The organism is Bdellovibrio sp. GT3 (genome assembly GCF_037996765.1).
In the GTDB taxonomy this organism is placed as follows: domain Bacteria; phylum Bdellovibrionota; class Bdellovibrionia; order Bdellovibrionales; family Bdellovibrionaceae; genus Bdellovibrio.
Window position 1 is genome coordinate 587,708 of record NZ_JBBNAD010000004.1, and the last position, 24,231, is coordinate 611,938.

The 24,231-nt window shown below is 47.6% G+C and carries 15 protein-coding genes; 9 read left to right on the forward strand and 6 right to left on the reverse strand.

The annotated features are described in order from the left end of the window. The first annotated feature begins 320 nt into the window (after positions 1–320). Positions 321–1,277, forward strand: coding sequence for an HNH endonuclease (locus AAAA73_RS04455; RefSeq protein ID WP_340596973.1), 957 nt, complete (start codon positions 321–323; stop codon positions 1,275–1,277). Between the two features lie 166 nt (positions 1,278–1,443). Here AAAA73_RS04455 and AAAA73_RS04460 read toward each other — a convergent pair whose 3' ends face one another. After that, complete coding sequence (locus AAAA73_RS04460) at positions 1,444–2,724, reverse strand: 3-deoxy-D-manno-octulosonic acid transferase (protein ID WP_340596974.1); 1,281 nt, start codon at positions 2,722–2,724, stop codon at positions 1,444–1,446. Continuing rightward, on the reverse strand, positions 2,721–3,770 hold the full coding sequence (locus tag AAAA73_RS04465; RefSeq protein WP_340596975.1) for a glycosyltransferase family 9 protein: 1,050 nt from the start codon (positions 3,768–3,770) through the stop codon (positions 2,721–2,723). Before AAAA73_RS04465 ends, AAAA73_RS04460 begins: the two co-directional genes overlap by 4 nt. Positions 3,771–3,939: 169 nt before the next feature. Here AAAA73_RS04465 and AAAA73_RS04470 point away from each other — a divergent pair, with 169 nt between their 5' ends. From AAAA73_RS04470 to AAAA73_RS04490, 5 genes are all read left to right on the forward strand, one after another. Further along, positions 3,940–5,256: a hypothetical protein gene (locus tag AAAA73_RS04470; RefSeq protein WP_340596976.1), complete on the forward strand. Its 1,317-nt coding sequence runs from the start codon at positions 3,940–3,942 to the stop codon at positions 5,254–5,256. Then, the gene (locus AAAA73_RS04475; protein WP_340596977.1) at positions 5,246–7,600 is read left to right on the forward strand and encodes a hypothetical protein; all 2,355 of its coding nucleotides are present in this window, start codon (positions 5,246–5,248) and stop codon (positions 7,598–7,600) included. Before AAAA73_RS04470 ends, AAAA73_RS04475 begins: the two co-directional genes overlap by 11 nt. 100 nt (positions 7,601–7,700) lie before the next feature. Further along, entirely contained in the window at positions 7,701–8,732 is a 1,032-nt protein-coding gene (locus AAAA73_RS04480) for a hypothetical protein (protein ID WP_340596978.1), read from the forward strand. A gap of 2 nt (positions 8,733–8,734) precedes the next feature. Next, positions 8,735–9,922, forward strand: a complete 1,188-nt coding sequence (locus AAAA73_RS04485) for a THUMP domain-containing class I SAM-dependent RNA methyltransferase (RefSeq protein WP_340596979.1) — start codon at positions 8,735–8,737, stop codon at positions 9,920–9,922. 52 nt (positions 9,923–9,974) lie between these two features. Beyond that, complete coding sequence (locus tag AAAA73_RS04490; protein ID WP_340596980.1) at positions 9,975–10,949, forward strand: hypothetical protein; 975 nt, start codon at positions 9,975–9,977, stop codon at positions 10,947–10,949. A gap of 70 nt (positions 10,950–11,019) precedes the next feature. Here AAAA73_RS04490 and AAAA73_RS04495 read toward each other — a convergent pair whose 3' ends face one another. Further along, positions 11,020–12,207 (reverse strand): endonuclease/exonuclease/phosphatase family protein, encoded by a 1,188-nt coding sequence (locus tag AAAA73_RS04495; protein ID WP_340596981.1) that lies wholly within the window; start codon positions 12,205–12,207, stop codon positions 11,020–11,022. 135 nt (positions 12,208–12,342) lie between these two features. Between AAAA73_RS04495 and AAAA73_RS04500 the strand changes: the two genes are divergently transcribed. Beyond that, positions 12,343–13,272 (forward strand): hypothetical protein, encoded by a 930-nt coding sequence (locus AAAA73_RS04500; RefSeq protein ID WP_340596982.1) that lies wholly within the window; start codon positions 12,343–12,345, stop codon positions 13,270–13,272. Here AAAA73_RS04500 and AAAA73_RS04505 read toward each other — a convergent pair. Beyond that, positions 13,269–14,117 (reverse strand): RluA family pseudouridine synthase, encoded by an 849-nt coding sequence (locus AAAA73_RS04505; RefSeq protein WP_340596983.1) that lies wholly within the window; start codon positions 14,115–14,117, stop codon positions 13,269–13,271. The genes AAAA73_RS04500 and AAAA73_RS04505 overlap by 4 nt on opposite strands. A 97-nt stretch (positions 14,118–14,214) precedes the next feature. Here AAAA73_RS04505 and AAAA73_RS04510 point away from each other — a divergent pair, with 97 nt between their 5' ends. Continuing rightward, complete coding sequence (locus tag AAAA73_RS04510; protein ID WP_340596984.1) at positions 14,215–14,889, forward strand: DedA family protein; 675 nt, start codon at positions 14,215–14,217, stop codon at positions 14,887–14,889. Between the two features lie 50 nt (positions 14,890–14,939). On the opposite strand, the gene AAAA73_RS04515 is transcribed toward AAAA73_RS04510, so the two are convergent. Together AAAA73_RS04515 and AAAA73_RS04520 are read right to left on the reverse strand one after the other, a co-directional pair. Continuing rightward, a complete protein-coding gene (locus AAAA73_RS04515; protein ID WP_340596985.1) occupies positions 14,940–21,872 on the reverse strand; it encodes an Ig-like domain-containing protein in 6,933 nt (2,310 codons plus the stop codon). 352 nt (positions 21,873–22,224) lie between these two features. After that, entirely contained in the window at positions 22,225–23,283 is a 1,059-nt protein-coding gene (locus AAAA73_RS04520; protein WP_340596986.1) for a hypothetical protein, read from the reverse strand. Between the two features lie 110 nt (positions 23,284–23,393). On the opposite strand from AAAA73_RS04520, the gene AAAA73_RS04525 reads away from it, so the two are divergent. Then, positions 23,394–24,227, forward strand: coding sequence for a TatD family hydrolase (locus AAAA73_RS04525; protein ID WP_340596987.1), 834 nt, complete (start codon positions 23,394–23,396; stop codon positions 24,225–24,227). The last annotated feature ends 4 nt before the right edge of the window (positions 24,228–24,231 follow it).

Consider the following 24,231-nt stretch of genomic DNA (forward strand, 5'->3'; position numbering starts at 1 on the left):
AGGAAAACTCACTCACTCATATGCAATTTATTGTCTGTCTGTCGCGCGCGAAACTATTCGAGTCACCGCCAAATGGCAGTGGGAATGAAAAACATGTAACAGCCGATTTGAATAATTTGTTTGACGTGATTTTCTAATCGCTACGTCTTCAATTGCCTGGTGAATTGCACTAATAGTGAAAATAGAAAATAAATTTCAAGATCGTTCAATGGCGACGATTCTCAAGAGAATAAAACGACATTAAAACAAACCATCGCTGCTCGAAAATAGAACGCCAAAAATACCATGATATGTTGTTTCAACTTCAAGGAGTACTAAAGATGAATCTGAAAACACTAAGTCTTAATGAGTTGGATCAAAGAATCAAAGTCCTAGCCCAAAAGGAGCGCGAGATTCTGCACGAAGTTTTACAAGCGATTAAAGAGGTTGATTCACGCAGAAGTTACTTGAATCAAGGGTTTGGGAGTTTGTTTGAATATTTAGTTCGCGGTGTTGGATATTCTGAAGGCAGCGCTCAGCGCCGAATCGATGCAGCACGATTGATTCGCGAGCTGCCGCAGTTGGCTGATAAAATACAAGCTGGCGAAATCAAATTGAGTCAGATTTCGGTTGTCCAGAAAGCAGTGCGTGAAGTGGCTAAATCCAAACCGGACATCAGGGTTTCAACGATGGAAAAAGCCGAACTCATTGAAAGTTTGATCAGTAAAAGTCACGCGCAAACCCAGCACATGATGGCAGAGTTTTTTGAATTGCCAGTGCTGAATTCGCAAAGCCTTAAAGTTCAGGCCGATGAAAGCGTGCGGGTGGAGATGACTCTTACGAAAGAGGCATTTGATAAAATCAAACGCGCACAGGAGTTGCTTTCACACTCATTGCCGAATCAGGATATGGGGTTATTTCTAGAGTTCTTGGCTGGTAAAGTAATTAAGCAAAAGACAGGTTCTAGTGAGATATATGGACCCGGTAAATCGCAGTTGTCCGCTAAAAAAGCTAAGTCAATTTTCGAGACCGCCGGAGGCGCTACAAAGTTTTCAAACAAAAGAATAGCTTTATTGGCGAAAGATAAAAAACGGGTGTTGTCGACGCAAAGTGGTTGTCAATTTGTAGATCCAGTCACGGGTCACAAATGCCAAAGTAAATGGAAAGTACAGATTGATCACAAGCAAAGCCTCTGGGCGGGTGGTGGAAATGACGTTATGAATCTTCAGCAGCTGTGCGCAGGTCACAACAAATTGAAGTACAGAAATGAAGCTGGAATTCGACTGATGGGTAATTAATGGGCCGGAAGCTGGTTTTTGAACTTGGAAGTAGATTTACTGAATGCCAACTTAGTTCTGAATCAGCCACCGCCATTTGGCGGTGGAGATTGCGTTGATGAAAATATGCTTTTTACTTTAAGGATCGATATGGCTGAAACGGACATGGCAAAGCGTGGAGCAAGCACTAAAAGAAGCTATTGATCACGCGCTGAGTGGAGTTCTTGTTTTTGCCAATTTCAGAGCGGATTTCTTCTTTGATGTGGGGGAAAGCGAAGGAGCGTTTGCGCATGCGATCCATCAGGACCACGATGTCATCGTCGGAATGAACGACTTGCACGATCATGCCCGAGGAGAAATTGCGTTTTTGGTAAAACAAGGCTTCGCGATTGTTCTGATGATGAGGTCCCACCAGGACGGGAAGTCCTGCAGCCAGGGCTTCCATCACGGAGTGCACTTGTTTTTTAAAGCTGCCGCCGATAAATGCGATATCTGCCCAAGTGTACAACTCAGCCAGGATGCCCACTTTATCGATCAATAAAATACTGCCCACGGGCCATTGATTGGATTTGGAATAAAGCACATACGGAAGGCCGGCATCGCTGAATTGTTTTTCCAATTTTTCCAGATGTTCAGTCGTAGTTTCATGGGGGGCGAGGATAATCTTCAAATTATCACGCTTCATTTTAGCCAGAGCTGGCACCAAAACAGCTTCGTCCTCGGGCCAGGTGGAACCCGCAATAAATACAAACTCATCCGTCGAAGGCATAAGTTCATTTTTCAATTGTTTTGGGTTCTCCAGGCGATGGAAAACCTGATCAAAGCGAGTGTCGCCACTGACTTCAATGCGGGTTTTAATTCCCAGACGATACAAGTTCTGACGATCCTCTTCAGAAACACAATGAATCTCTTCCAGTTGGTTCATCGCGTACTTTGTAAGAAATTTGGAAAGCCCTTTGAGGCGTGAGGAGTTATCCGCAAAAGTCGCTGAAAACAAACCGGTCGTCAGGCGCTTTTTTCTGGCGGTGCGAGCCAGCACCGGCCACACATCCGTGCGGGAAAATAAAAGTGCCCGCGGATTCCATTTGGCAATAAAGGCAGAAATCAAAAAATCAAAATCCCAAGGAAGAGCGGCCCACATGTCGATGTCGTGCATGCTTTCCAGAATTTTTTTGGCAGACGGGGAGGAGTAAGTGACAATCACCGGAATGTCCGGGTGCATTTTTTTGAATTCGCGGATCACGGGACGCGCGTATTCAATCTCACCACTGGCCGCGTGGATCCACAGTGGGCGATGCAGGGGAATCAGTTTTTCTGTTCCGGTGTGGGTCATTTTATAAAAGCTTTTATTTTTGTCCTCGATCATCTCGCGCATTTTGCCGCTGATGAAAGGGCGCAGTACCTGAAGAATGATCCACGCCAAGGGAACCAGAATGAATTTATACAGCCAAAAAACCAACAGGCTCATATCGTTTCCTCAAGGATGCGTCGAAGTTGTTCAGCCACTTGTTCAGGGGTGATGTCGACCAGACATTTATGGAATTTTTCCTTGTTCACACAAGGTCCCTGGCCGTGCTTGCTGCAAGGACGGCAGGAGAGTTCCAGCTCCATGATTTTAGTGGTGGGACGAGACGGAAATCCAAAGGGAGCCGGTCCCATCAATGCGATCGTGCGTTTACCCAGTTGCTCTGCCACATGCAAAAGACCCGTGTCATTGCTGATCACAACTCGCGACAAGCCCACAACAGCTGAACTCACTTGCAAAGAAGTTTTGCCCGCAAGATTCATTACGCGTTCTGGAGCGATGGCGTGGATGTCTTCGATAAAAGAATCCTCAGGTCCGCCGAGCAAAATAAATTTTTGCCCAGGCATCAGAGCGATCAACTGTTTCCAATAATCTTTGGGCCAGCGTTTTAAAAAATAAGCTGCCGAAGGTGCCAAGGAAACAGCTCCCGCGTATTCATCTCCCAGGATGCCGCGAGCTTTTTCAATGACCTCAGAGCTTGGGAAAATCTGCGGAGCTGGAGGTGCTATCTTGGATACACCCCAAGGAGCCAGGGGCTCCAGTAAATCGCGTTGGCCATTGAAGGGTTGTTCAAACTTATTGATGCGAAATTTAAACAGCAAAAATCTTTTCCAGCGACGGATGGATCTGCGAATGAACTTGGGACCAATTCCTAAAAACCCCAGAGGGCGCAGGATCATCGCAATGACGCGTGAGCGACTATTGTTGTGTGCATCATAAATATGAGTGAAGTTTTCACCGCGCATGGACCAGACAAGTTTAATCAAACCCAGCATTCCAGCTTTGCGATTAAACTCCCACACCTTGTGAATGTGGGGATGATTGCGCAGTAACGGAGCCATGTCCTTACGGGTAATCCATTGAACTTCGGCCCCGGGAAACGCATTAGCTAACGCAGAAGCCACGCTCAATGTCTGTACGACATCGCCAAACGCTGAAAAGCGAATGATTAAAAATTTAGCACCACGAGGCGTCTCATTTTGAAACATGAGGGGAGTTTAGCAAGAGCGCCCAAAAAGGTCACATGATTAAAACGTTCCATGGCATTCCCGCTTAAAATGGCTCTCGACAAGGCATGACCTTTGATGAATAAGGGTCAGGATAGGGAGAACTATGTTATTTAGGCATCCCCAAAAAGGGGCCTCTATATTTCATTTGATGATAATTTGGGCAGTATTTATGCTCCCAGGTTTCGCCGTGGCGCAGGTGCGCACGGAGATGAAGTTATTCTCTGACTCCTTTATTAGCCCTGAATTTGAAGCTACGCAGAAAACCAATTACCAATTCATAGGTGCCGCGATCAAGACAGAGCCTTTCTCTGACGCGAATCTGCGTATGGACATCTCCGGCGGGGTCGCCATGGGTGCTCCACTTTTGAATTATTTGAATATCTCGGAACTTTACGTGCAAACCCGCCAAAGCGATTCCGAAACTTTCTTTATCGGTCGTAAAAAGCTTCTGTGGAGCGAACTTGATGCGCGCTGGGAAATGGGCGTTTGGGAACCACTATTTAAATGGAATCCACTTCAAGCGGAGCGCCAGGGACTTTCTGGTATTTTCTGGCAGGTGCAATCTAAGAACGCCTCATTCACCCTGTTTGCGACACCTATTTATATTCCAAGTCAGGGACCCAGCTTTGAAATCGAAGGCGGGGACTTTGTTAAAGGGAATCCATGGTTCCACCAGCCACCTAAAAGTGTGCGCATCTGGGATGAAGCCACGGAGATGCAATATAATATGAACCAACCGTCAACCACAGAAATCGTGATGCAAAACTCCTATGGAGCGAAGCTGGCGTTCGGTGATCCAAACGGATTTAAAGCTCAATTAAGCTATCTATATAAGCCTGATAACACGCTGGCGATTGGTTATCAGGGCAGTCTGGATTTGAGTACGCTTAAGGGCAATGTCGAGTTGCGCCCGCAAGTGTTCTATCATTCTTTGGCCGGTGCCGATGTGACTTATAAAATGACAAATCTTCGTCTGGGCGTCAGTTCCGTGTGGGATCGTCCGACCAAGGATAAATTGATCGACGAACCTGATTGGACTCAGCCGACCTTTGAAGATGCCCTGTTAGTCAGTCCTTTTGTTGAATGGGATGGAGGCAATTGGGCCGTAAGCCTGATGCGTCTTGATATCTATGGTGGCCGTGTGAAGGAAGTCGGTGCCGATCTGGCCAATGAGCCGCTTACAAATCTGTATCCTTTCTATCAGGCCAATCAGATTTCATTCTTAAATAATTTCAGTCTGGGGAAAGCGCGCCGCTTGATTTCCAAGGTGAGCTTCACGCAATCCGATAAGAATGATTTCCAACTTCTGCGTCTGAATTCACGTCTGCGCTTGACGGGTGACTGGACGATCTTTGGCGAAATGCAAATGCTAAAGGCCGGTTCAACAACTGAAGACAACCGAAATGAATTGGCTCAATTTGCAAACAACGACCGACTGATGGTGGGGGCTGCTTATGTCTTTTAAGAGCAAGTTCTCCATGTTCATGGCCGTCGTTATGCTGATTTCAACGGTGGGTTGCAGTGACTTTATCAATGGTCAGCAAACCGAGGAAGAAGAGCTGAAATTCGCAAATGACAAACTGGTTTGTTTAAAATCAGTGCCGGCTGCCTTGCAGCGATTGACAACGGGTGAAGCTGCAAAATCTGAAATCACCGATTCGGTGGATTGTCTGCGTCAGGCTTTGCTGTATTTTCAGAAAAAGACTTACGGAGCCCAGGCCAACGCTTATACCGTCGAGGAAATGCGCCGATTCTTTAGTAAGTACTTCCTGAAAGAGAACGTCGTAACACCAGAGTTTGCTCTGGAATTGATGAAAATTAAAAAAGCCCTTTTGGGCGGATCCAGCAATCACCTGACTAAAGACGAAATCACGCGTTTGGTGGATGTTTTGGCGATTGTTCGCGACGAGGCAGTTGACTTGGCTCCGCATATCAGACTGCTATTGTTGAAAGTTGAAAAAGATGGTGCTGACTGGCAAAGGGTTTCCGCTGCAGTGGAACAGTTGCGCATCAGCTTGCAACGTTTGCTTGAGAAAACTGAAGTCACACGCTCGGACTATTCTTTTGAGGATGGAAAAAAAGCGATCAAGGGATTCAAAGAGTTCGTTAAAGAAGAGGACACGAATGCCCGTGTTTCCCAATGGATGCCGGTTGTAGAGGTGGTTAAAAATGTGTTGATGGGTCGCGAGGCTCAGTTGGGCACGCACACCCAGTGGAAGAGCAGCCTGAACAGTTTGATTGATCTATATGGCCTCTTCCTGAAGTATCACTACGTCATTCATAATTTCGATACTGGAAATCAGGATAAGGTTCGTGAGGTGAGCCAGTTTATCGGGCAAGCTCTGGATCTATTGGAAGGCAGTCCGCAAATCAACGCTGGTGGCATCATCCCTCTGGAAGACATCGACAGTCTGCTTGAAACCGTATTGAATTTGCCTCAAGTAAAATCCCAGTTGAATGTTCGACCGGAATCCATTGAGATCCTTTATCGTGCGGCGATACTTCGTCTGCTTGAGCCGGGTCGCAATGGTGACTCCCGAGGAATATTGGGACTTGAGAAAAAACATATCGTGGCCCTACGTCGCGAATACAACGTGTGGCGCCTGGTGCAGCGATTTATCGATGCACAGGTGGCAGCGGGTGTGAAATTGACCACGCCGATTAAGAAAGAGGATCTGCTAAGAAATTATGCGGAATTCCGCAGTGACGATGCGATTCGCATGGGATTTGCGATTGATCCCTATGAGCAAACCGCGTTTGCAAACGCATGGCAGGATTTTGGTGACTTGCTGAAGTCAGATGTGCTGATCACTTATAATGAAAATGGCCGGGTAAAAGCCTTCAATAACAACGAGCCCATTACAACGGATTGGCTGGGGTTGACCCGCGCCAATTTAATGCGCGCTATGACTCGTGCTTTGATTCTGGCCTACGGGAAAGACACAACGGGTGAGTTGAAAAAAGCCGCGATCGAACCGCAGGGCTTGTACACGTGGTACGAGGACTTTAAAGAGTTGATGTTCGATCTTAAAGCTTTTGACCGACGCACTGGCAATACGGCGAGCCGCAGTTTCCAGGAAGCAAATTTCTTTACTTTCAGTGGTAATGGCGATGCTTTGATGAATCAAAAGGAAACTTATGAATTTATCAGCCTGTTGTTCAGCGCGGGATTGTCATCGTCAGCTTCGATCTACAATGACATGCAGGCCTGTCAGACCTCTGACAAAGCTGTCGATCCTTTGGGATTCAACTATCTGCAAAATGATTGTTTTGAAACGCAGTTTAGACAGCGCTTTGGCACTTACTTTAATAACCTGCCAGAGATGGTGAAATACGTCGCTAAATTGAATCAGGAAGAGTGGCGTGAGTTTTATGGAATTCTGCGACTGGTGGCGCGCGTGTCCCCGCAGGAACCTTCTGAACGGGTTGAGATCGCTAATATTCGTACCATGGTGACGATCACGCACTATCTTGAGTCCATCATGGTGACTTATGACAAAGATCGTTCTCAGACTTTGTCATTGGCAGAAGTGCAGGCGGCCACGCCGCGGTTCTTGCCATTTATTAAAGCTAATACGACGGTGAAATTTGAAACGCTTTTAAACGAAGGTTTCGCGTATCTGGTTTTCTACGGAAAAGAAGGCAGCGCGACGGAGCTTGCCTGGTTCCAGGCACAAAAAATGTGGATGAAGGACGCCAGCCGTTTGAACCTGCTTAGAGTTATCAAGGTCATGAAGGACAAGGAGATCGTCAAAGCCCAGCTCCGTGCCCTGTCAGCTCAAAATAAAGCGAATACCAGTAAAAAATAGCCTCAACCATAAATTGAACAAGCCCCCAAATTGAGCTAATGTCGTTCAGATGTTGGGGCTGCGCTTTTGGGGAATTATTTTGCTTTGTTTTGTCTGGGGTATGTCTGCCCAGGCGAATACCTATTATGCGATGGACGAAGAGGTTCAAATCGCGGTTCGTGCGCCCGCATCAGAGCCCGAGGTGGATGTCGATCCCAAGTCCTTGGCGCGAATCAATAGCATATTGGATAATAAAACAATCAAGGCCACCACGAACTTCAAAGACTGGCGCGTCGGCGAGACAGTTTCGGTGGAGTCGCAAAAAAGTGGTGTGGGTATTATTGGCTTCATGGAGGTCATTGGTATCAGCAATAGCGAAGACGGGACTTATCAGCTGACTGCGGAGTTGTTGCGTCAGTCCCGCTTGCACTTCATCCAAATCGGGGATGAGATTTCCCATATCGACTTGTCCTCGGATAATGAAAAGTACAAGGGCACCACGGATCTTCTTGTTAAAAGCCGTGGGAAGAATATTTCTTCCAAGTACAAGCCTCTTTATACCCAAGGGGTCTCAGTCGGGGAGACTGCAGAAACTTTGTGGAAAGAAGAGTTTCTGGTTACGTGGTTCGGGTCGGTGAGCTATGGTCTGACAGATCGCCTCTCGGTCAATACCATTGTTCTGGCGGACCTTGCCGATGCTCCCAATGCGGCAGCGAAGTACCGTCTGTATCAATCAGATTCCAATGTTTTTTCATTCGGAACAAATGCGGCTTATGTTCCTAAAGATTCATCCACCACTCTGAATTTTACCGTTTTCTGGGATTCGGTTTCCTCTGAAAGCGTGATTTCCCATACTTTGTTTACGGTCGCCGCCATGTCATTTGAGAGCGCCGAAGATATTACCGCCGTTAAATCACTGGGTACAACGTCCTTCCAGACAGGTTATGAATTTATTTTGGACAACTGGGACCGTGTTCTTCTGGGCCCCAGTTACAACTTCGAGACCAAAGCGCTGGGTGGCTATTTGACCTATGTGAAAATCTGGGATCGGTTTCATTTCAGTTTGTCGCTCAATTCCACAGACGTGTCGTCGTTTAAAATTTCGCCGGTGGATGGTTACTTCTTCCTGTTCGATGCTTATTGGAGATTTTAAGAGTGAATCGTTTTTTCGTATCAACACCCATTGGATTTGAAAATACCGCCTTGCTGGAAATGAAAGAGGTGTGGCCGTACCTGTTGGGTAAGGATGCCAAGACGCATTCTTTAAGTTTTCCGGAAGTCACTGTTCACATGGGTGGACTTGAATTTGAAACGGAAATGTTTCAAGCCTTGCAGTTGAATTTCTTTTTAAAAACGGCGAATCGTGTGTTGTTGCGTATGACTTCGTTTCGCACCAAGGATCTGCCAAAATTTTATCAAAAATTCAAATCCCTGCCGTGGAAGGAATTTCTGCAAAACGGAAACGTCGAGTGGGAAGTGGCCGCGCAAAAAAGCCGTTTGAATAACGAAAAGCGCCTGCAGGAATCCGCTGAAAAAGCCTTGGCTGAAATTTTCCAAGGACAATCCGGCGAAGTGCCTTGTGCTTCCATTTATATTCGTATGGAAGACGATCTGTGCACGATCAGTCTGGATGCCACGGGCGAGCACATGCATAAACGTGGTTGGTCGGTTCTTAAAGGCGAAGCGCCGATGCGTGAAACCATCGCGGCCGAGCTACTAAGAGAACTGATCGGCGAAGCAACTCCGGGCGAAGTGGCCTCTGTCACGTTATGTGATCCAATGATGGGCTCTGGAACTTTCCTGACCGAGGCCCGTGCCCTGTGGGCGGGACAATTCCAAAGAGATTTCGCGTTCAAGCAATGGAAGAAGTGCCCAAAGCTTTTCTTGTCGCCAAGTTTTGCATTCAATTACGAGCTTCCGGTGCGCGCACCATTCAAGTCCTTGATTGGCTTCGACATCAATGACGAAATGCCTGAGATCGCACAGAAGAACTTCGAGGAAGTGGAAAGCCAACTCAAGGCCTACCAAAGAGCGGAGTTCCAATCCCAAGCCCATCAGTTCTCAGTACAAGACGCCCTCAATCCTAAAGTGGACGGTTTACCGGGCTCCCTGTGGATGGTCGTAAATCCCCCATATGGCGAGCGTCTGCCGGTCGCAGGCAAAGGGGGCCTAAAGACCCTGGCTGCCGAGCTTTGCCGCCTTTACAAGCCCCTGAAGCTGGGAATCCTGTATCCAGAGAAGGAAAAGGTCCAACCAGCGCCAAATGGCTATAAAATCGAAAAGGAGCTCAAAATTAACAATGGCGGCATCCGCTGTCTGTTCACGATTTTGACACCCCTGTAAAAGAGGATTTGTCTCTGGCGGAATCGGCAGGATCAAGGTAGATTCTGCCTCCATGAAAAGCCTAAAAGTCCTTTCCGCACTATTTTTGTCTTCCGCACTCCTAACGACAGCTTGTACGCCTCAGGATAAAGAGGTCGGTCCTCCTGAATTGATGGCAAAAATCCCAAAGCCAAAAGGCACAAAAAAGAAGCCGGACATCAAGCAAACCAGCAATCCGAATGCATTTGATTTCGGTTCGTTCTCTGCGGCTTCCGTGATGATGGAAAAGCAGATCGAAGCAGTCGAGATGTTGCAAATCGTTTTGGGCAATACGGATATCACAAAAACACTGTATACCCTCACTGAAGGTGAAACTAAGGATGGCAATAAGTATCTGTCTTTGAAATCAATCAAGGACGAGACAAAGTTCTCGAACAAATTGGGTGAGATCACTGGCACGGTTGATAAGGATTTTAAAGTTGCTGTAGTTCTTCCTTCTGAAGGCAATAAGGTCGTAGGTGCTGCGCCTAAGGAAGTTTTGGCAATGGTAGGCAAAAACATCTACATGAACAACGGCTCTGGTGATGCAAAGGTTCGTTCGTTCCTGAATACGTTTGAAGTTTATGATATGAAGGTAAGTAAAGTTCCTGGTGACGACAGTCTTCTGATTGTTCGCATTGATACTGAGGGGAATTTTAACTACCGTGCTGGCAAAGGCTATCAGAAACAGGACTTCAACTATCAATCAACATTCTATGTTGATGTTGCTAGTTTGAAGGAGAGTCAGGTTAAGATTTTTGATTCAAGCATGTTCTTGGATTTGGGTTCGAAGCGTTTCAATGTAAAAGCTGATGAGTTTTCAGTAAAAGTTGAAGGTCGTTGCAGCGAAATCAACGGAGCTGCAAAAATCAACATGGGCAAAGGTAAAACAACTGAAATCACTTTTGGCCAAGAGCTGATCAAGATCACTGATAAAGACTGGGAACAGAAGATCGCAACTTGCGGTCAACGTCCAACAGTCGACGTGATGAGACTTCTGGTTTACTAAGATTCAAAAAAAAGCAAGGGTGCTAGGGTAAAAAAAAGCCGCGATAGATTCGCGGCTTTTTTTATTTGTGTTATTTCTTTTTCGCCTTCGGAGCTGCTTTTGATTTCGCAGCTTTTTCCGTTTTTACCGGTTCATCTTTCACCGGAGTTTTAGCTTGGCTTCTTTGTTTCAAACGAACATAAAGCGGGAAGTGATCGGCGACTCCTGTGTAGTTGTCGTAGTCCCAGCGATTTGGGTACTTGCCCTTTTTCAAGTGCAATGGATTGTAGCGGATCACATCAATCGTTTGCGGCATCATTTGGTAGCTGCCAGTGCCATCAGCCAATAGGGCTGGGCTGTACACATGGGCATCCAGGAAAGACCAACTGCGACGGTAATTGTGAGTACCCGGGCAGTCCTTGCAACCCACGAAGTGAGAAACCGCGCCGCCCTTGGATAGGATGTCGCGGAAGATGTGGGCACTGTTTTCCTCTTCAGCAGAGATATTCAAGTCTCCACCAAAAACCACCATGGCATTCGGTCCTTTGGACTTTATCAAATCCGCTGCAAAAGTAGCGATCTGTTCACGCCAATAAGTCGGGTTTGCCTGGGACGGGAAGTGAGCCGCCAGGAAAGTGATAGGGTCACCATTTGGTGCCTTCACAGTCACTTCCAGGATGCGACGGGACGCCTCCATCCATTTTTGGTCTTCTTCATTTTTGCCTTTCCATGGGATCGGATGCAAAACAGGTTTGCCAACCAAAGGGAAGCGGGACAAGAAAGCCAGATTGATGCCGCGTTTATCCGGGCCATCGATAATCACTTCAGTGATGTATTTAGCCGGCGCCAACGCCTGATTTAATTGCTTTAGAACCACATCAGATTCGATCTCCATGATCATCAGATTTTCAGGACCATTGCCATCGACATCCAGGATCACTTTGGAGAGGTTTGCCAGCTTCTGTTCCAGGGCATGGTCATCCCAGTCAGTGGTAAGGCATTCGTTTTGGCGATAAGTGCTGTCGTTGTTAGCCACACAAGCCGCGCGCAATTTGGCGTCTTTTTTCTTCGAGGCAGCAGGTAGATAGGTCTCGTCGTTATGCCCTGCAGTCTTTACAGTATCGAACAGATTTTCGACGTTAAAGGACATCACGCTGATTTCGTTATCGGCCTTCGGTGGCAGATCCCATTGTTTTTTAGTGAAGGAAACGGCACAGCCTGTAATGAGGGCCAATACCAGAGACAGAATCAGATTCTTAAGCAATGTGTACTTTTTCATAGGCCCACACAGTAGAGGTTTTGGCCACTCTGCTCAAGTCAAAAGACTGTCTAAATTTTGACTATTGTTTAATGCAAGGCGCTATGGCATAACTTCGGGGACTTCGTCGTAAGCTTCCGTAATTAGGAGTGAAAAATGTTAAAAAAGGCGACCGGATTTTTGATCGCAAGCTTGTTCGTTTCAACGTCTGTATTTGCAGCGGTTCTGGATGGTGACGATTTCGTTTCCGCGACTTCTGTGACTGGTCGAGCGAATGATTGGTCTCTGACATTTTTCTCCGTGGCTTCTCAAGGCAACATGAAGCCAGGAAAGATCGCAACGCAAACTCGTTCTATTGAAACTTACGACTACCTTTCTGTCAGATATGAATTAGACAAAGACCAGAAGGTCGCATTGAATTTGCCATTTGCTTACAATACAGCAGGGCAAAATCCCTACGGTGATTCAGTGACGTCGGATTTTGAATTGCGTGATGTTCACTTCGTGTATTCTAACTATGACTTGGGCTACTTCGGTCCCATCGATTATTCCGGTAAAGTGAAATTGTATTTGCCGACAAGTAAAGTGGCTCAGAATTCAGGCTTGATCACCAAGATCCGTCTTGAAGGATACGCGGACTGGCAGTTTGCACACTCCTGGTCAGTGGCCTACGTCGCAAAACCGGATATTTACTGGCAAAGCCAAACAGCTAGCATCAATGAGCAAATTGGTTACCGTGATGACGGTTTCTATTTCTCAGATCCTCGTCAAACCAACAAACAATTCGGTTTGGAGCACTATCTGCAATTCCAATGGAACATCAGCGAAATGTTCCAAGTATCCACTAAAACAGGTTTCGAAGAGAGCTGGTACCACGCTTCTGCGGTGGAGCAGCTGGAAGCCAATCACACAACGAAGTTCCGCTCTGGTCTTAACCTTTGGATCAAACCAGCCCGTGGTTTCTCGTTCTCTTTGGGGATGAGCAACGACACTATTCTGGATAGTGGTAGCCGTGGTGAAGGTGTGAAATTCTGGGAACCACAGAATACTCAATACAGCCTAATGACCAACATCTACGTTCTTTAGATTTTAAAGTGATGTCGTTCGCCTGTGAGGGGATTCGTGAATTCCAACTCGCAGGCGGTCAGTTCGATTCTTTCCTCGTCCCATCTTTTTTCAGCCCCATAGGCGTGATCGCCGATGATCGGGGATTTTTCATAACCCAGCTGTGCGCGAATTTGATGAGTGCGTCCTGTATGCAGATGAATTCTTAATTCTGTATAGGAATCCTGTTTCTTAACTTCTAAAATTTCCAGCACACATTCCTGCCATTTTTCTTTGGCCTCGTGGCTGACAACTTTCGGAGCGCGGGGCGACGGCTCCATGTAGTGTTTCAAAATTTTTGCAGCAGGAGCTTCGCCTTCGATCTTTGCGCGGTAGATTTTTTTAATCTCACGCGCGATCAGAAGTTTATTGAAGGCGGTTTGGAACTCCACAGTTTTCGCATAGACAATCAAACCATTGGTAGGCACGTCCAAGCGGTGAGTGACATACAATTTCTGAGCAAGCGCCTCTTCCATGTAGGATTGCAGGTTTTCTCGAATGTTATCAACGCTGCCATGAACAGGAATTCCAGAAGGTTTGTTAACAACCACGAAGTGTTCGTTCTCAAAAAAAGTACAATTTGTGAAGATGATATTACCTTTTGGGAACCTTCGCGGTTTCGTATGCACTCTTAGATAGTCACCCGAAGATACCGAAACATTTTCGTGAATACGACTATGGTTGAGATAAATGGAACCAAGGTGGATCAGGAACTCAATTTCGTCGGAAGAAAGCTGTAGAATGCTTAATAAAACATCACGCACCGACCCGGACGTCGGGCTGATTATGTGTTTTACGCCGTATTCAAATCCTCTTTCGCTCTGCATACTATTCCTTATTGCGGAAAGTGAACATAGCACAGTGTGACGTGGGTGTTCAAGTGGGGCGGATGCCTGCATAGTAGGGAACCTAGGAGATTTGCTTTTGGAATTTGCAAACGAGCCGATATTTCAGTGGCTGGCACAGTTCGCCTATCAACCATACATGGTGTACGCCGGTTTGGTGGGGATGATGTTGCTTTCTGCGTTCGGTTTGCCACTTCCTGAAGAGGTGACCCTGATCAGCGTGGGCATCCTGGCTTTCATGGGCGCGCACCCTGATCATTTTCCTCCGCCATATCCTGGGGCTCCCGTCGTCAATGTTCACACCGCAGCCTTCGTGGCCTTTTTGGCGGTCTTTTTAAGTGATGTTCTTATTTATACAATTGGAAAGGTTTTCGGGCGCAAGCTCCTGTACCATCCACGTGTTCATAGAATGTTTCCCCCGCACCTGATGAAGCGTGTGGAGGAGTGGACTCACAAATACGGAGCGTATGCTTGTGGTATTTTTCGTTTCACTCCAGGCATTCGCTTTCCGGGTCATTTGGCCTGCGGGATGTTGCATTTTCCTGTTTGGAAGTTCCTGGTGATTGATGGCCTTGCTGCGGCGATCAGTGTTCCGACTCAGATTTATCTGTTGGCTCACTTCGGCGAGCCGATCCTGAATAAGCTGCGTCAGTTTAAGCTGGTGGTGTTCGGGATTATCGCCCTGTTGCTGGTCTACTTCGTAGTTAAAAAGATTCGCGAAAAAATGCAGCAAAAGAAAAAAGCCGCCGTCTAAAAAAACCTGGTTAAGCCAGGTTTTTTTATTTGTACAATTGGCGGATAGTTTTAGTTCGGAACAATTGGTGACGGCTGGAACATTTGTTGACCGATACCATTTTCACCGAAGAACTCTTGGCCCCAGCATTTCACAGTATTGGTGGTATCAGAGATCGCGCAGAGATTGTAATTACCCAGTCCGACGTCTTTATAAGTATCAGTGGCATCCATTATAGTCGGATTAACAACGTTTGAACTCCAGTAACCCCAGCATTTCAAAACATTGCCTGTCGTAAGGCCACACGTTCTGTTGCCAGTTATGAATATTTTTGAATATGTTACGCCCGAGTCTGTGACCGTGGGCACTCGATTGGTCGTTGTTGAACCTTGTCCTAATCGGCCATTGCTTCCGTCGCCCCAGCATTTCAATGCGCCGGTAGTCGTAATGCCGCAGACGATATCACTTCCGACTGCGACTTTGCTGTAGGACTCAGATGCATCCACGGCAGTTTGTGTTGTTGCGATACTGTTTGTGGTTGTCTCATAGCCCCAGCAAAAAAGTTTGTTGGAGGTATTAATTGCGCAGGTTTGAGTGGCACTGACCCTTACGTAAGACCAAGTGCCAGCCACCGCAGTCGGTGAGAGAAAGGCCGCACCTGTGCCGTCGACTTGATTGTATATATTTAAACCCCAGCATTTGATTGTCGTTCCGGTAAGGCCACAAGTATGCATATCATCTCCCACAGAAACGTCCGAATATGTGCTTGAAGAGTCAATCGCTTGCGGAGTGTTTTTCGTTGAGGATGACCCGTTACCCAGATAGCCAGTACCCCAACAGTAAAGTTTCCCATCGGAACGAATGGCACAAGTGGATTTGGTTCCCATGCTGATTTTTGAGTAGTTATTGGCGCTGTCGATAAATCGCGGATAAGGCTGTGAGGTAAATCCACCATCACCCAAATTACCATTTTCATTATGACCCCAACATTTCAACTTGCCGGCGCTTGTAATCCCGCAATTGGCCGGTGCGAAGTTAGAAATGTAACTGCTTGCAGTCACTGAATTATAGGTGGCACCTTGATCAATAGTCACAGGGGCACTAGGGTAGCTGTTGGCACCATTTGCCAGCTCTCCGTAAAGATTTGAACCCCAACATTTTAACATTCCATTTGTGGTCAACGCGCAGGCTGAGATACCTGTTAATATATTTGGACTTGTTAATCCAACGAAGGAGACCGACGCTTGCGCGTAATTGACTCCGGAGTCGATGACGATAGGTGCGCCCGAAGTCGCGGAGTTAAGGGCAGGGCGTAGGCGCCCCAAAGGTAACATCCCATAAGCTCCATTACCCCAGCATTTTAAAACATTCGTGGAAGTGATGCCGCAAGAGTACTGATATCCTGCAGTGACTGAAGTGTAGACCACGCCATTGTCCATTTGATATGGATATCCCTTCAAGGTAGCTGGGCTCGTGCTTCCTGCAGCACCAAAATTGTTATTTCCCCAACAGTACAGTTGCCCGGTCGTGGAAATTGCGCAGGTATGTTCGTTTCCAGCTGCAACTTTATTGAATGCCGTGGTGGATAATATCGAAATGGGGGAAGTGCTGTCGGTTGTGGAATTGTTTCCTAGCCGTTTAAAGTCATTTTCTCCCCAACAGCGCAGCAGATTTGTTGTTGTAACGCCGCAGGTGTGAATATACCCAAGGGAAATATCCTGGTACTTGTTGGGAGAATCAATAACTTTTGCAACACTCACTGAGCTTGTACTTGCATCCCCAACTTGTCCGGAACTGTTGAAGCCCCAGCAAATCAAGGTTCCGTCTGTGCGAATGGCGCAGCCGTGGTTGTTTCCAAGTGAAACTTTTTGATAGGTATTGGTGTCATCAATAAGTAAAGGAGTGGTAGAGCTATTCACACCAGATTTACCAAATGAATTGGCGGCGCCCCAACAATACAAAGCGCTTGCCGGTGACGCGGCGGCATCACTGATCGCACAAGCCCAGCTTTGACTTGTTGCCACTTGTGCCCAGGTAATTCCCCCTGACACAGTCGTTGGTGACGAGCGCTGTGTGGTTGTACCGTCACCCACTTGTCCGTTTTGATTTCGCCCCCAGCACTTCATGGATTTATCACTAAGAATTCCACATGTGTTGCCGGTGCTGGCACTGATAGAGGTAAATTTTAAGTTTGACGTTTGGTCAAAGACCAGACGGCGGCTAATCTGCGTGGCTACGCCCGGAACGGCGCCGGTTGCAGTGACATCAGTAATAGCCAGTTGAATAGTTTTTGAACTACCAGCTGTGCTATTACCAACATAAGTTGCCGCTAATGAAGCTGTCGTAGAACCTGCGGGGATAGTGACAGTTGTTGCCCCCAAGGTGTAGTCACTACCATAAACTGCTGAAGTGAATAATGAAACCGGCTGGACTTGTAAAGTCACATCATAAGCCAGTGCCTGATTTAAAGTAACCGCGAAAGGCTGGGAATTTGAAGAAGTTCCTTTTTGAGTAACTTCAGCAGGGTTTGTCCAACCAACCGTGACTGGATTGGTTACTGTGACACTGGTTCCGGCCGTGGCCGACGCAGAATTAAGGCCACTGTTTTGTGCTGCACCCGCGGCGATGGTAAAGGATAGTGTGCCGTTGATTGCGGTACAATTGGTTATGTCGACATAGGCAGACGCTAGGGGGTCGCTACCGCTGGCAATAGATACAGAGCATCCCTGGGTTCCAGTGCCCGTGAGGGTGATATCAGCGGGGTTTAAAGTCACAATAGTGGCACCCGTAATGGTGATGGTACTGCTAAACTGAGCTGCCACACTTCCCGTCGATAGAGAGGAAGTTCCATTGTAATATCTTAAATTACCAATAGAGATTGTCGGTGCCGTGGGGGTCGCCACAGCTGCATTACTGGATGTGGACGATGCATTCGCAGAATTACCAGCAGCGTCGGTGGCTGTGTTCGCAGCCAGCGTGATATTCAGAGTTCCTGCGCTAGAGCATCCGGAAACACTCACGGTTCGGGTTGTTGATCCCGTACCTGCAACCACAGCACTGCATCCGGTTGTCGTACCACCTAAAGTGATGTCAGTTGCTGCTAAAGTAATCGTACTGGCACCAGAGTAGGTGACTGTCCAAACGTAAGTGGTTGCATAGTAGCCGGAGGTTGGTGACGGAGAAGACAAAGACAACGTCGGCTTGGTGTTATCCACAGTGACTGTTCTAGTCGAACCGCTTGCCGCTGCAGCTTGAAGTCCACTCGGACTCTCCGCCGAGTTTGCTGCAATATTAAAGTAAAGGGAGCCACTACCAGTACAACCGGAGACGGATACTTTATTTTGGGTTGAATTTAACGAGGTCGTGTTGATACTGCAACCGGCACTCGCACCCGAGAGAGTAATGTAGGAATTGTCCAACAAGATGGTACTTGCCCCAGTGTATGTCACAGTCCATTCAAATGTTGCTGAGGAATTGCCTGTCGTCGGTGTTGCTGTCGCAATGCTAATTGTCGGAGCCGCGTTACTAATCGTTGCAGTGCTTGCCGCCGTAGATGCCGTTTGATTTCCGATGGAATCTGCAGCGGCTCCTGCAGCCACTGTAAAGCCCACGTTGCCAGTTCCTGTACAACCCGAAACAGTCACAGTACGTTGTGACAGACCAGAACCCGTGATTGAAGTCGAACAACCAGCGGTGGTCCCTGTTAAAGTGACAGAGCTTAGATTTACGGAAGCCGCGTTCGTCATATCCACAGTCCAAACAAAGCTGGTCGCACTAGAACCCAATGCAGGGGTCGGACCATTGATCGCTAATCCAGGAGGAGTGTTGTCTACGGTCGCACTGGCAGAGGGACCCGTTGCCGCACTGGCAACACTGGTTGCACTTTGCGCAGAATTTGCAGCCACGGAAATATTCACAGTTCCATCGCCAGAACAACCGCTGACAGTCACAGTTCTGGTTGTCGTGCCGGAACCAGACACCACAGCAGAACAACCTGCCGTCGCAGTGCCACCGAACGAAATATCAGAATTTGCCAAGGATACTGTCGCGGCACCAGAGTAAGTAACCGTCCAAACAAATGAAGTGGAGCTGTTACCTGTGCTTGGAGATGGTGAAGAGAAGCTTAATGTTGGTGCACTGTTATCCACAGTCGCTGCGGTGCCTGCGGAGCCTGCTGCTGCGGAATTTCCTGCAGCGTCCACTGCGCTGTTCGCAGCCACTGAAATATTGACTGTACCGTTTGCGGCAGAACAACCACTCACGCTGACGGTGCGTGTGGTCGTACCCGTACCAGCAACCACGGCGGAACAGTCCGTTGTAGCAGTTCCCGTCAGGGAAATATCTGTATTCGTTAAAGTGACAGACGAAGCGCCTGTATAAGTAATTGTCCAAACGAAAGTGGCCGAGCTTCCACCAGTTGTTGGTGAAGGGGAGGAGAATGCCAAAGTCGGAGCCGTGTTATCCACAGTCGCAGACGTTCCGGCAGTTTGTGCAATTGCCTGATTGCCCGCTAAGTCTGACGCTGAATTTGCTGCCACTTGAAGACCAACTGTGCCCGTGCCTGTACAGCCAGAAACCGTGATAGTGCGAGTGGTAGTACCACTGCCAGTTACAGCAGCGCTGCAACCTGTGGATGTCCCAGTCAACGTGATGTCCGTATTTGCCAAGCTAACAGTGTTTGCACCTGAATAAGTGGCCGTCCAAACAAAGCTCGTAGCACTGGTGCCAAGAGCAGGGGTCGGGCCAGTAAGACTTAATGTTGGCGCAACGGTATCTACTGAAAAGCTTAAAGTACTTGAAGCATCATTCGCGTTCGAGAATGAATCATGAAATTGACCAGCCGCAATTGCAACGCTTGTGGTGCCGTCGCCTTGGGGAATCAAGTTAAATGAATAAGAACTTCCTGAACCCGTAAACCCAGTCACGGTCGCATTGACTAACGTCAAATCAGCAGAAGTTAAGTCTGTGGTACTAGCCGTCGTCGTCAAAGTCACAGGAATGCTGGTTGCATTCGTGTTAGTGTTCGTTACCGAGGAAAGGCTAGCCATTAAGCTTGTGCTATTAATAGTGGCCGTTGAAGAAGGACCCGCCGCTGCAGAACTATTGCCAGCAGAATCTTGTGAGGATCCCGCTGCCACTGAAATTCCCAAGGTACCATCATTCGTACAACCACTGATTGTCACGGTGCGAGTTGCCGTGCCCGTACCTGTGACGTTTTTCAAACATCCAGCCGTAGCCGTGCCGTTTAAAGTGATGTCAGCCGCACTTAAAGTAACGCTGTCAGCATTCGTGTAAGTCACAGTCCATACATAACTCGCACTCGAGTTCCCAGCAGAAGGTGAAGGGTTTGAGATTGCAAGTGTTGGAGCGATATTATCTATCGTAACAGAAGCAGAAGGACCTGCTGCCAAACTTTGATTTCCAATCGTGTCTGTTGCGGTATTGGCTGCCACAGAAACTGCAAGACTTCCATTGCCGGTACAGCCACTGACGGAAATCACTCGGCTGGTCGTGCCGCTGCCACTTACGGAAGTAGAACAACCCGCCGTCGCAGTGCCACTTAAAGAGACATCACCGTTAGCAAGGCTGACGGCATTTGCACCTGTATAAGTCACTGTCCAAGTGAAAGATTGCGAGCTGTTGCCAACAGACGGTGAACCAGCAGAAATTACGACAGCAGGGCCCGTGTTATCTGCCGTCGCATAAGTCGCAGTGTTGTTGGCCGCTGTAGTATTGCCTGCAACATCCGTCGCAGTTCCGGCAGCAATTGCAATTCTAAAAGTGCCATCACCCGTACAACCCGTCACAGTCACTGTGCGAGAAGCCGTTCCCGTACCACTGACACTCGCAGAGCATCCCGTGGTCGAGGTTCCATTAAACGTGATATCGCCAGCAACCAAACTGATTGCGGAAGCACCACTGTAGGAAACTATATATTCGAAGCTGGTGTCTTTATTGCCAGATGTTGGCGAAGGTGCGCCAATCGCCAACGTAGGCGCCGTACGGTCACTATTAAAGGACAAGGTGTTAGATGCCAGGTTGTCAGAGCCCAATGCATTTTGAACTCGTGTGGAAGGCAGCTGAAGCGTAACCGGGCCATCAGAACTTGGGAGAAGATTTAAGGTATAAGAACTTCCTGAACCTGCAAGCCCGCTCACGGTGCCGTTGGTCACTGTGAAGTCACTAAGTGCCAAACCAAAGACCGAAACAGTACCGAAATCAATCGTGACCGGGATTGAAGCTAAATTATTTGTGGAAGTTGCAACCGAAGAAAGTGTTGGCAGGGGAGTGTTCACGTCATAAATCCAGATCATGGCGTTGGAGGCAAAACTAGTGTTGCCTGCAGCATCGTGGGTTGCGCCTTGAGGTAATGTCACCGTGATATTTGCAGAAACCGCAGGCAACACGGTGAGCTGATATTGAACGCCACTTCCAGTCAGAGATGTTGCGACTGCGCCACCACCAACAAGATTAAAGCTGCTTAAATCCAAACCCTCTACCGGTTCGCTGAAGGTAATGTCCAGGATGTGGGCCGCTACATTAGTAGGTGAGGGTTGGGAGCTTGTGATATTCACCGTGGGACGAACAGTGTCGACCACGACCACCACTTGTTCAGCAGCAACAGGAGTGTTCTGTGACTTTTTTTCCAAGGTCACGTTTTGATCGGGGAAGTTAATGGATACCGGACCGTCATTCGTGGCAGTGACATCAAAATCGTATTTACTACCTGAACCCGTGAAATTAGAAATAGTACCGTTATCAACTGCGATGGAGGATTGGGTGATACCCGTCACAGGTTCTGAAAAGACCAAAGACACAGGGATTACGGACTGATTGGAGACGGTGTCGGTATTAATGATGATTTTTACGCTGGCAGAGGAAGTCAATGAAGAGATTGCAAGATCCAGGCTGCAACCTGCAAAACCAAAAAGAAACACTGTCGCCAGGGCGACGTGAAACACGCGTGTTTTCATGAATGAGGCAAGACGTTCCAGATTATCCATATCTGTTTCATCGGCCTAAATACGAGTTTTCTACAGAGTGATGTCTTAACTTGAGCCGGGTGATTTAGCTATTGTAATGAAACTTGCTGTGTTCACATTTGCGATCGGCTGAGAGAGAATATAGCCGTGCTAATTTGCGGCAGTATTTAGAAATGACTTTATATTTGGATACTTACTCAGATCTCCTGTGAGGTATTTTTTAAAAAGTCGCCGTCACTTTGGGACTTGTCTATTCTACAGCCGTGATAATTGCCGCCTGACACACTTCTGTACCACAGTTCGAATATTGACTAAATTGTGCAAAAAAAAAGGGAGCCAAGGCTCCCTTATAGTTTTGTATTTACGTTGAAAACTAAGCGGCTTTCACACCGTGAACCAACTCTTCAGTCACTTCACATGATAAGTGCAACGCCACTGGTTTGTTGTGGTGTTTCGGCTCGATGTCCTTCCAGAAGATTTTTTCATAGCCATTTTGCAAGGCAAAGACCTCTTCGCGGATTTTGAACAACAAACCAGCCGGGGAGCCCAACAACCAATCAATTTGCACCAGATAGAAAGCCTCTTCCAGCTCCACCGGATTCATTGATGTGATGAAGGATTTTGGCAGATTGTTCACCAGATGGCAGGCATTATGTGAATATTTTTGGAAGGCCTTCTCCATTGGGTGAGCGAACAGCTTTTCCACGCGGGCATCCGGAGTGCCACGACCCGTGAACGGCTCAGAGAAACGTTTGAAGTTCCAATACAACAAAGCGTCGTTTACAACGTATTCCACGCGTGGCAAGTAGTCTGTCACGGCGTCGACCTTCACAGCTTCATGGGAAGCGTCCTGAACATGGGCATTGTGATCAATCGCCACAAGGCTGCGCAGGTTGTAAAGGAAAGAGTAAAGCGTGTGTAGCTTATCCATAAACGGTTTAGAGAAATTCAAACCGAAATTGTAAAGCAAAGGCGCTCCGACTTTATTTTCAAACCAAGAGAATGTTTCAAGCAAAGGTCCTAAAGCTGTCAGATCCATTCCAGATGGCGTCATGGCAACTTCAAAAGTTTCATTGAAATGTTCTTCAAACAAAGCGCACAGTTTTGGATCTACCACAGGAATCAGGGATTGCAAGGAGCGAACGCGCTCATGGGAGCGGGAGTAGATCTCAACATGGGGATCCAAAGTTGACCAGGCATCCATCGCAAAAGGATAATTCATGTGCTTAGTTGCGAGAGGGGACTTGATATAGGAGTTCAATTTGACAAGTGACAAACCCACCAGGGCATCACTCATGTATTTGAATGGAGCGTGTGGTTTGAATGTCTTAAAGTTCGCTTCGTCATTCCAGAAATGAACTTTCTCGGGCTTCAGTGTGGCGCCCTTAGCCATAGAAACGTCAAAACCCAAACGCAATCCGTTGTGCTTCATAGAAAAATACTCCTTCGCAATCACATTTATCGGAGCAAGTCGGGGGTTGTTCGAGTCCTGAAATTATGCAAGTCTATAGGCCAGTAGGCTGACCTGTGGGGGACGCGAATATGGTGGCTTTTGGTAGATGGATCGATGCGCATGGACATTTGGCAGATCAACGCTGGGACGGTCAGCAAGCAGAGATCATTGAATCTGCCCAAGCCAAGGGCATTCATTTCTTTATGCAAGGTGGTGTCGGGCCTGAGGATTGGGAAAGGCAAAGACGCCTGAAGGCACGCTTTCCGCACCATATTGGGCTTTGTTATGGAGTGCACCCTTATTGGGTGGCAGACCACTCAGATGAAGAGTTGGAAGAAGCAATCAACCTGTTGGCGCAGGAACTTCCCGAAGCCATGGGCTTGGGGGAGGTCGGTTTGGATTTCCGCCCTCATATCATGAAGGATTCTCAAGAGCGCCAGATCACCGCCTTCGAGGAACAGTTGGAACTGAGCCATATCGCCAGTCGTCCGCTGGTGCTTCATTTGGTGCAGGCCCACGAGCAATCGCTTACCATCATGGACCTGTTTGGACTGCCTCCACAAAAAGGCATGGTACACTCCTTCAATGGAAGTGTGGGCAAAGCACAGGATTTCCTGAAAAGAGGGTTGCACCTTTCTGTCGGAGGCCCGGTGTGTCGAGAAGACAACCAAAAGCTGCATCAAGCCGTACGTGAAATCCCGTTGGAGTTTTTATTGATCGAAAGTGACAGCCCTGATCAAGGCCCGCCGGCCTTCCAAGGACGTCTAAATCCACCTGAATCCATTTGGGAGGTGGCAAAGACTATAGGGAAGCTAAAATCCCTTGATCCTTTGGAAATATTAGATATCACTACGGGGAACTTTCACCGTCTTTTTGGCTCGACCGACACGATCTTTACGGGTCCCAAAGACAGCGTGCATTGATCCC

Excerpts from the sequence above, each read along its gene's own strand:
- AAAA73_RS04455 (WP_340596973.1), top strand. The coding sequence starts at position 321 with ATGAATCTGAAAACACTAAGTCTTAATGAGTTGGATCAAAGAATCAAA.
- AAAA73_RS04460 (WP_340596974.1), bottom strand. The coding sequence starts at position 2,724 with ATGAGCCTGTTGGTTTTTTGGCTGTATAAATTCATTCTGGTTCCCTTG.
- AAAA73_RS04465 (WP_340596975.1), bottom strand. The coding sequence starts at position 3,770 with ATGTTTCAAAATGAGACGCCTCGTGGTGCTAAATTTTTAATCATTCGC.
- AAAA73_RS04470 (WP_340596976.1), top strand. The coding sequence starts at position 3,940 with ATGATAATTTGGGCAGTATTTATGCTCCCAGGTTTCGCCGTGGCGCAG.
- AAAA73_RS04475 (WP_340596977.1), top strand. The coding sequence starts at position 5,246 with ATGTCTTTTAAGAGCAAGTTCTCCATGTTCATGGCCGTCGTTATGCTG.
- AAAA73_RS04480 (WP_340596978.1), top strand. The coding sequence starts at position 7,701 with ATGTCTGCCCAGGCGAATACCTATTATGCGATGGACGAAGAGGTTCAA.
- AAAA73_RS04490 (WP_340596980.1), top strand. The coding sequence starts at position 9,975 with ATGAAAAGCCTAAAAGTCCTTTCCGCACTATTTTTGTCTTCCGCACTC.
- AAAA73_RS04495 (WP_340596981.1), bottom strand. The coding sequence starts at position 12,207 with ATGAAAAAGTACACATTGCTTAAGAATCTGATTCTGTCTCTGGTATTG.
- AAAA73_RS04500 (WP_340596982.1), top strand. The coding sequence starts at position 12,343 with ATGTTAAAAAAGGCGACCGGATTTTTGATCGCAAGCTTGTTCGTTTCA.
- AAAA73_RS04505 (WP_340596983.1), bottom strand. The coding sequence starts at position 14,117 with ATGCAGAGCGAAAGAGGATTTGAATACGGCGTAAAACACATAATCAGC.
- AAAA73_RS04515 (WP_340596985.1), bottom strand. The coding sequence starts at position 21,872 with ATGGATAATCTGGAACGTCTTGCCTCATTCATGAAAACACGCGTGTTT.
- AAAA73_RS04520 (WP_340596986.1), bottom strand. The coding sequence starts at position 23,283 with ATGAAGCACAACGGATTGCGTTTGGGTTTTGACGTTTCTATGGCTAAG.
- AAAA73_RS04525 (WP_340596987.1), top strand. The coding sequence starts at position 23,394 with ATGGTGGCTTTTGGTAGATGGATCGATGCGCATGGACATTTGGCAGAT.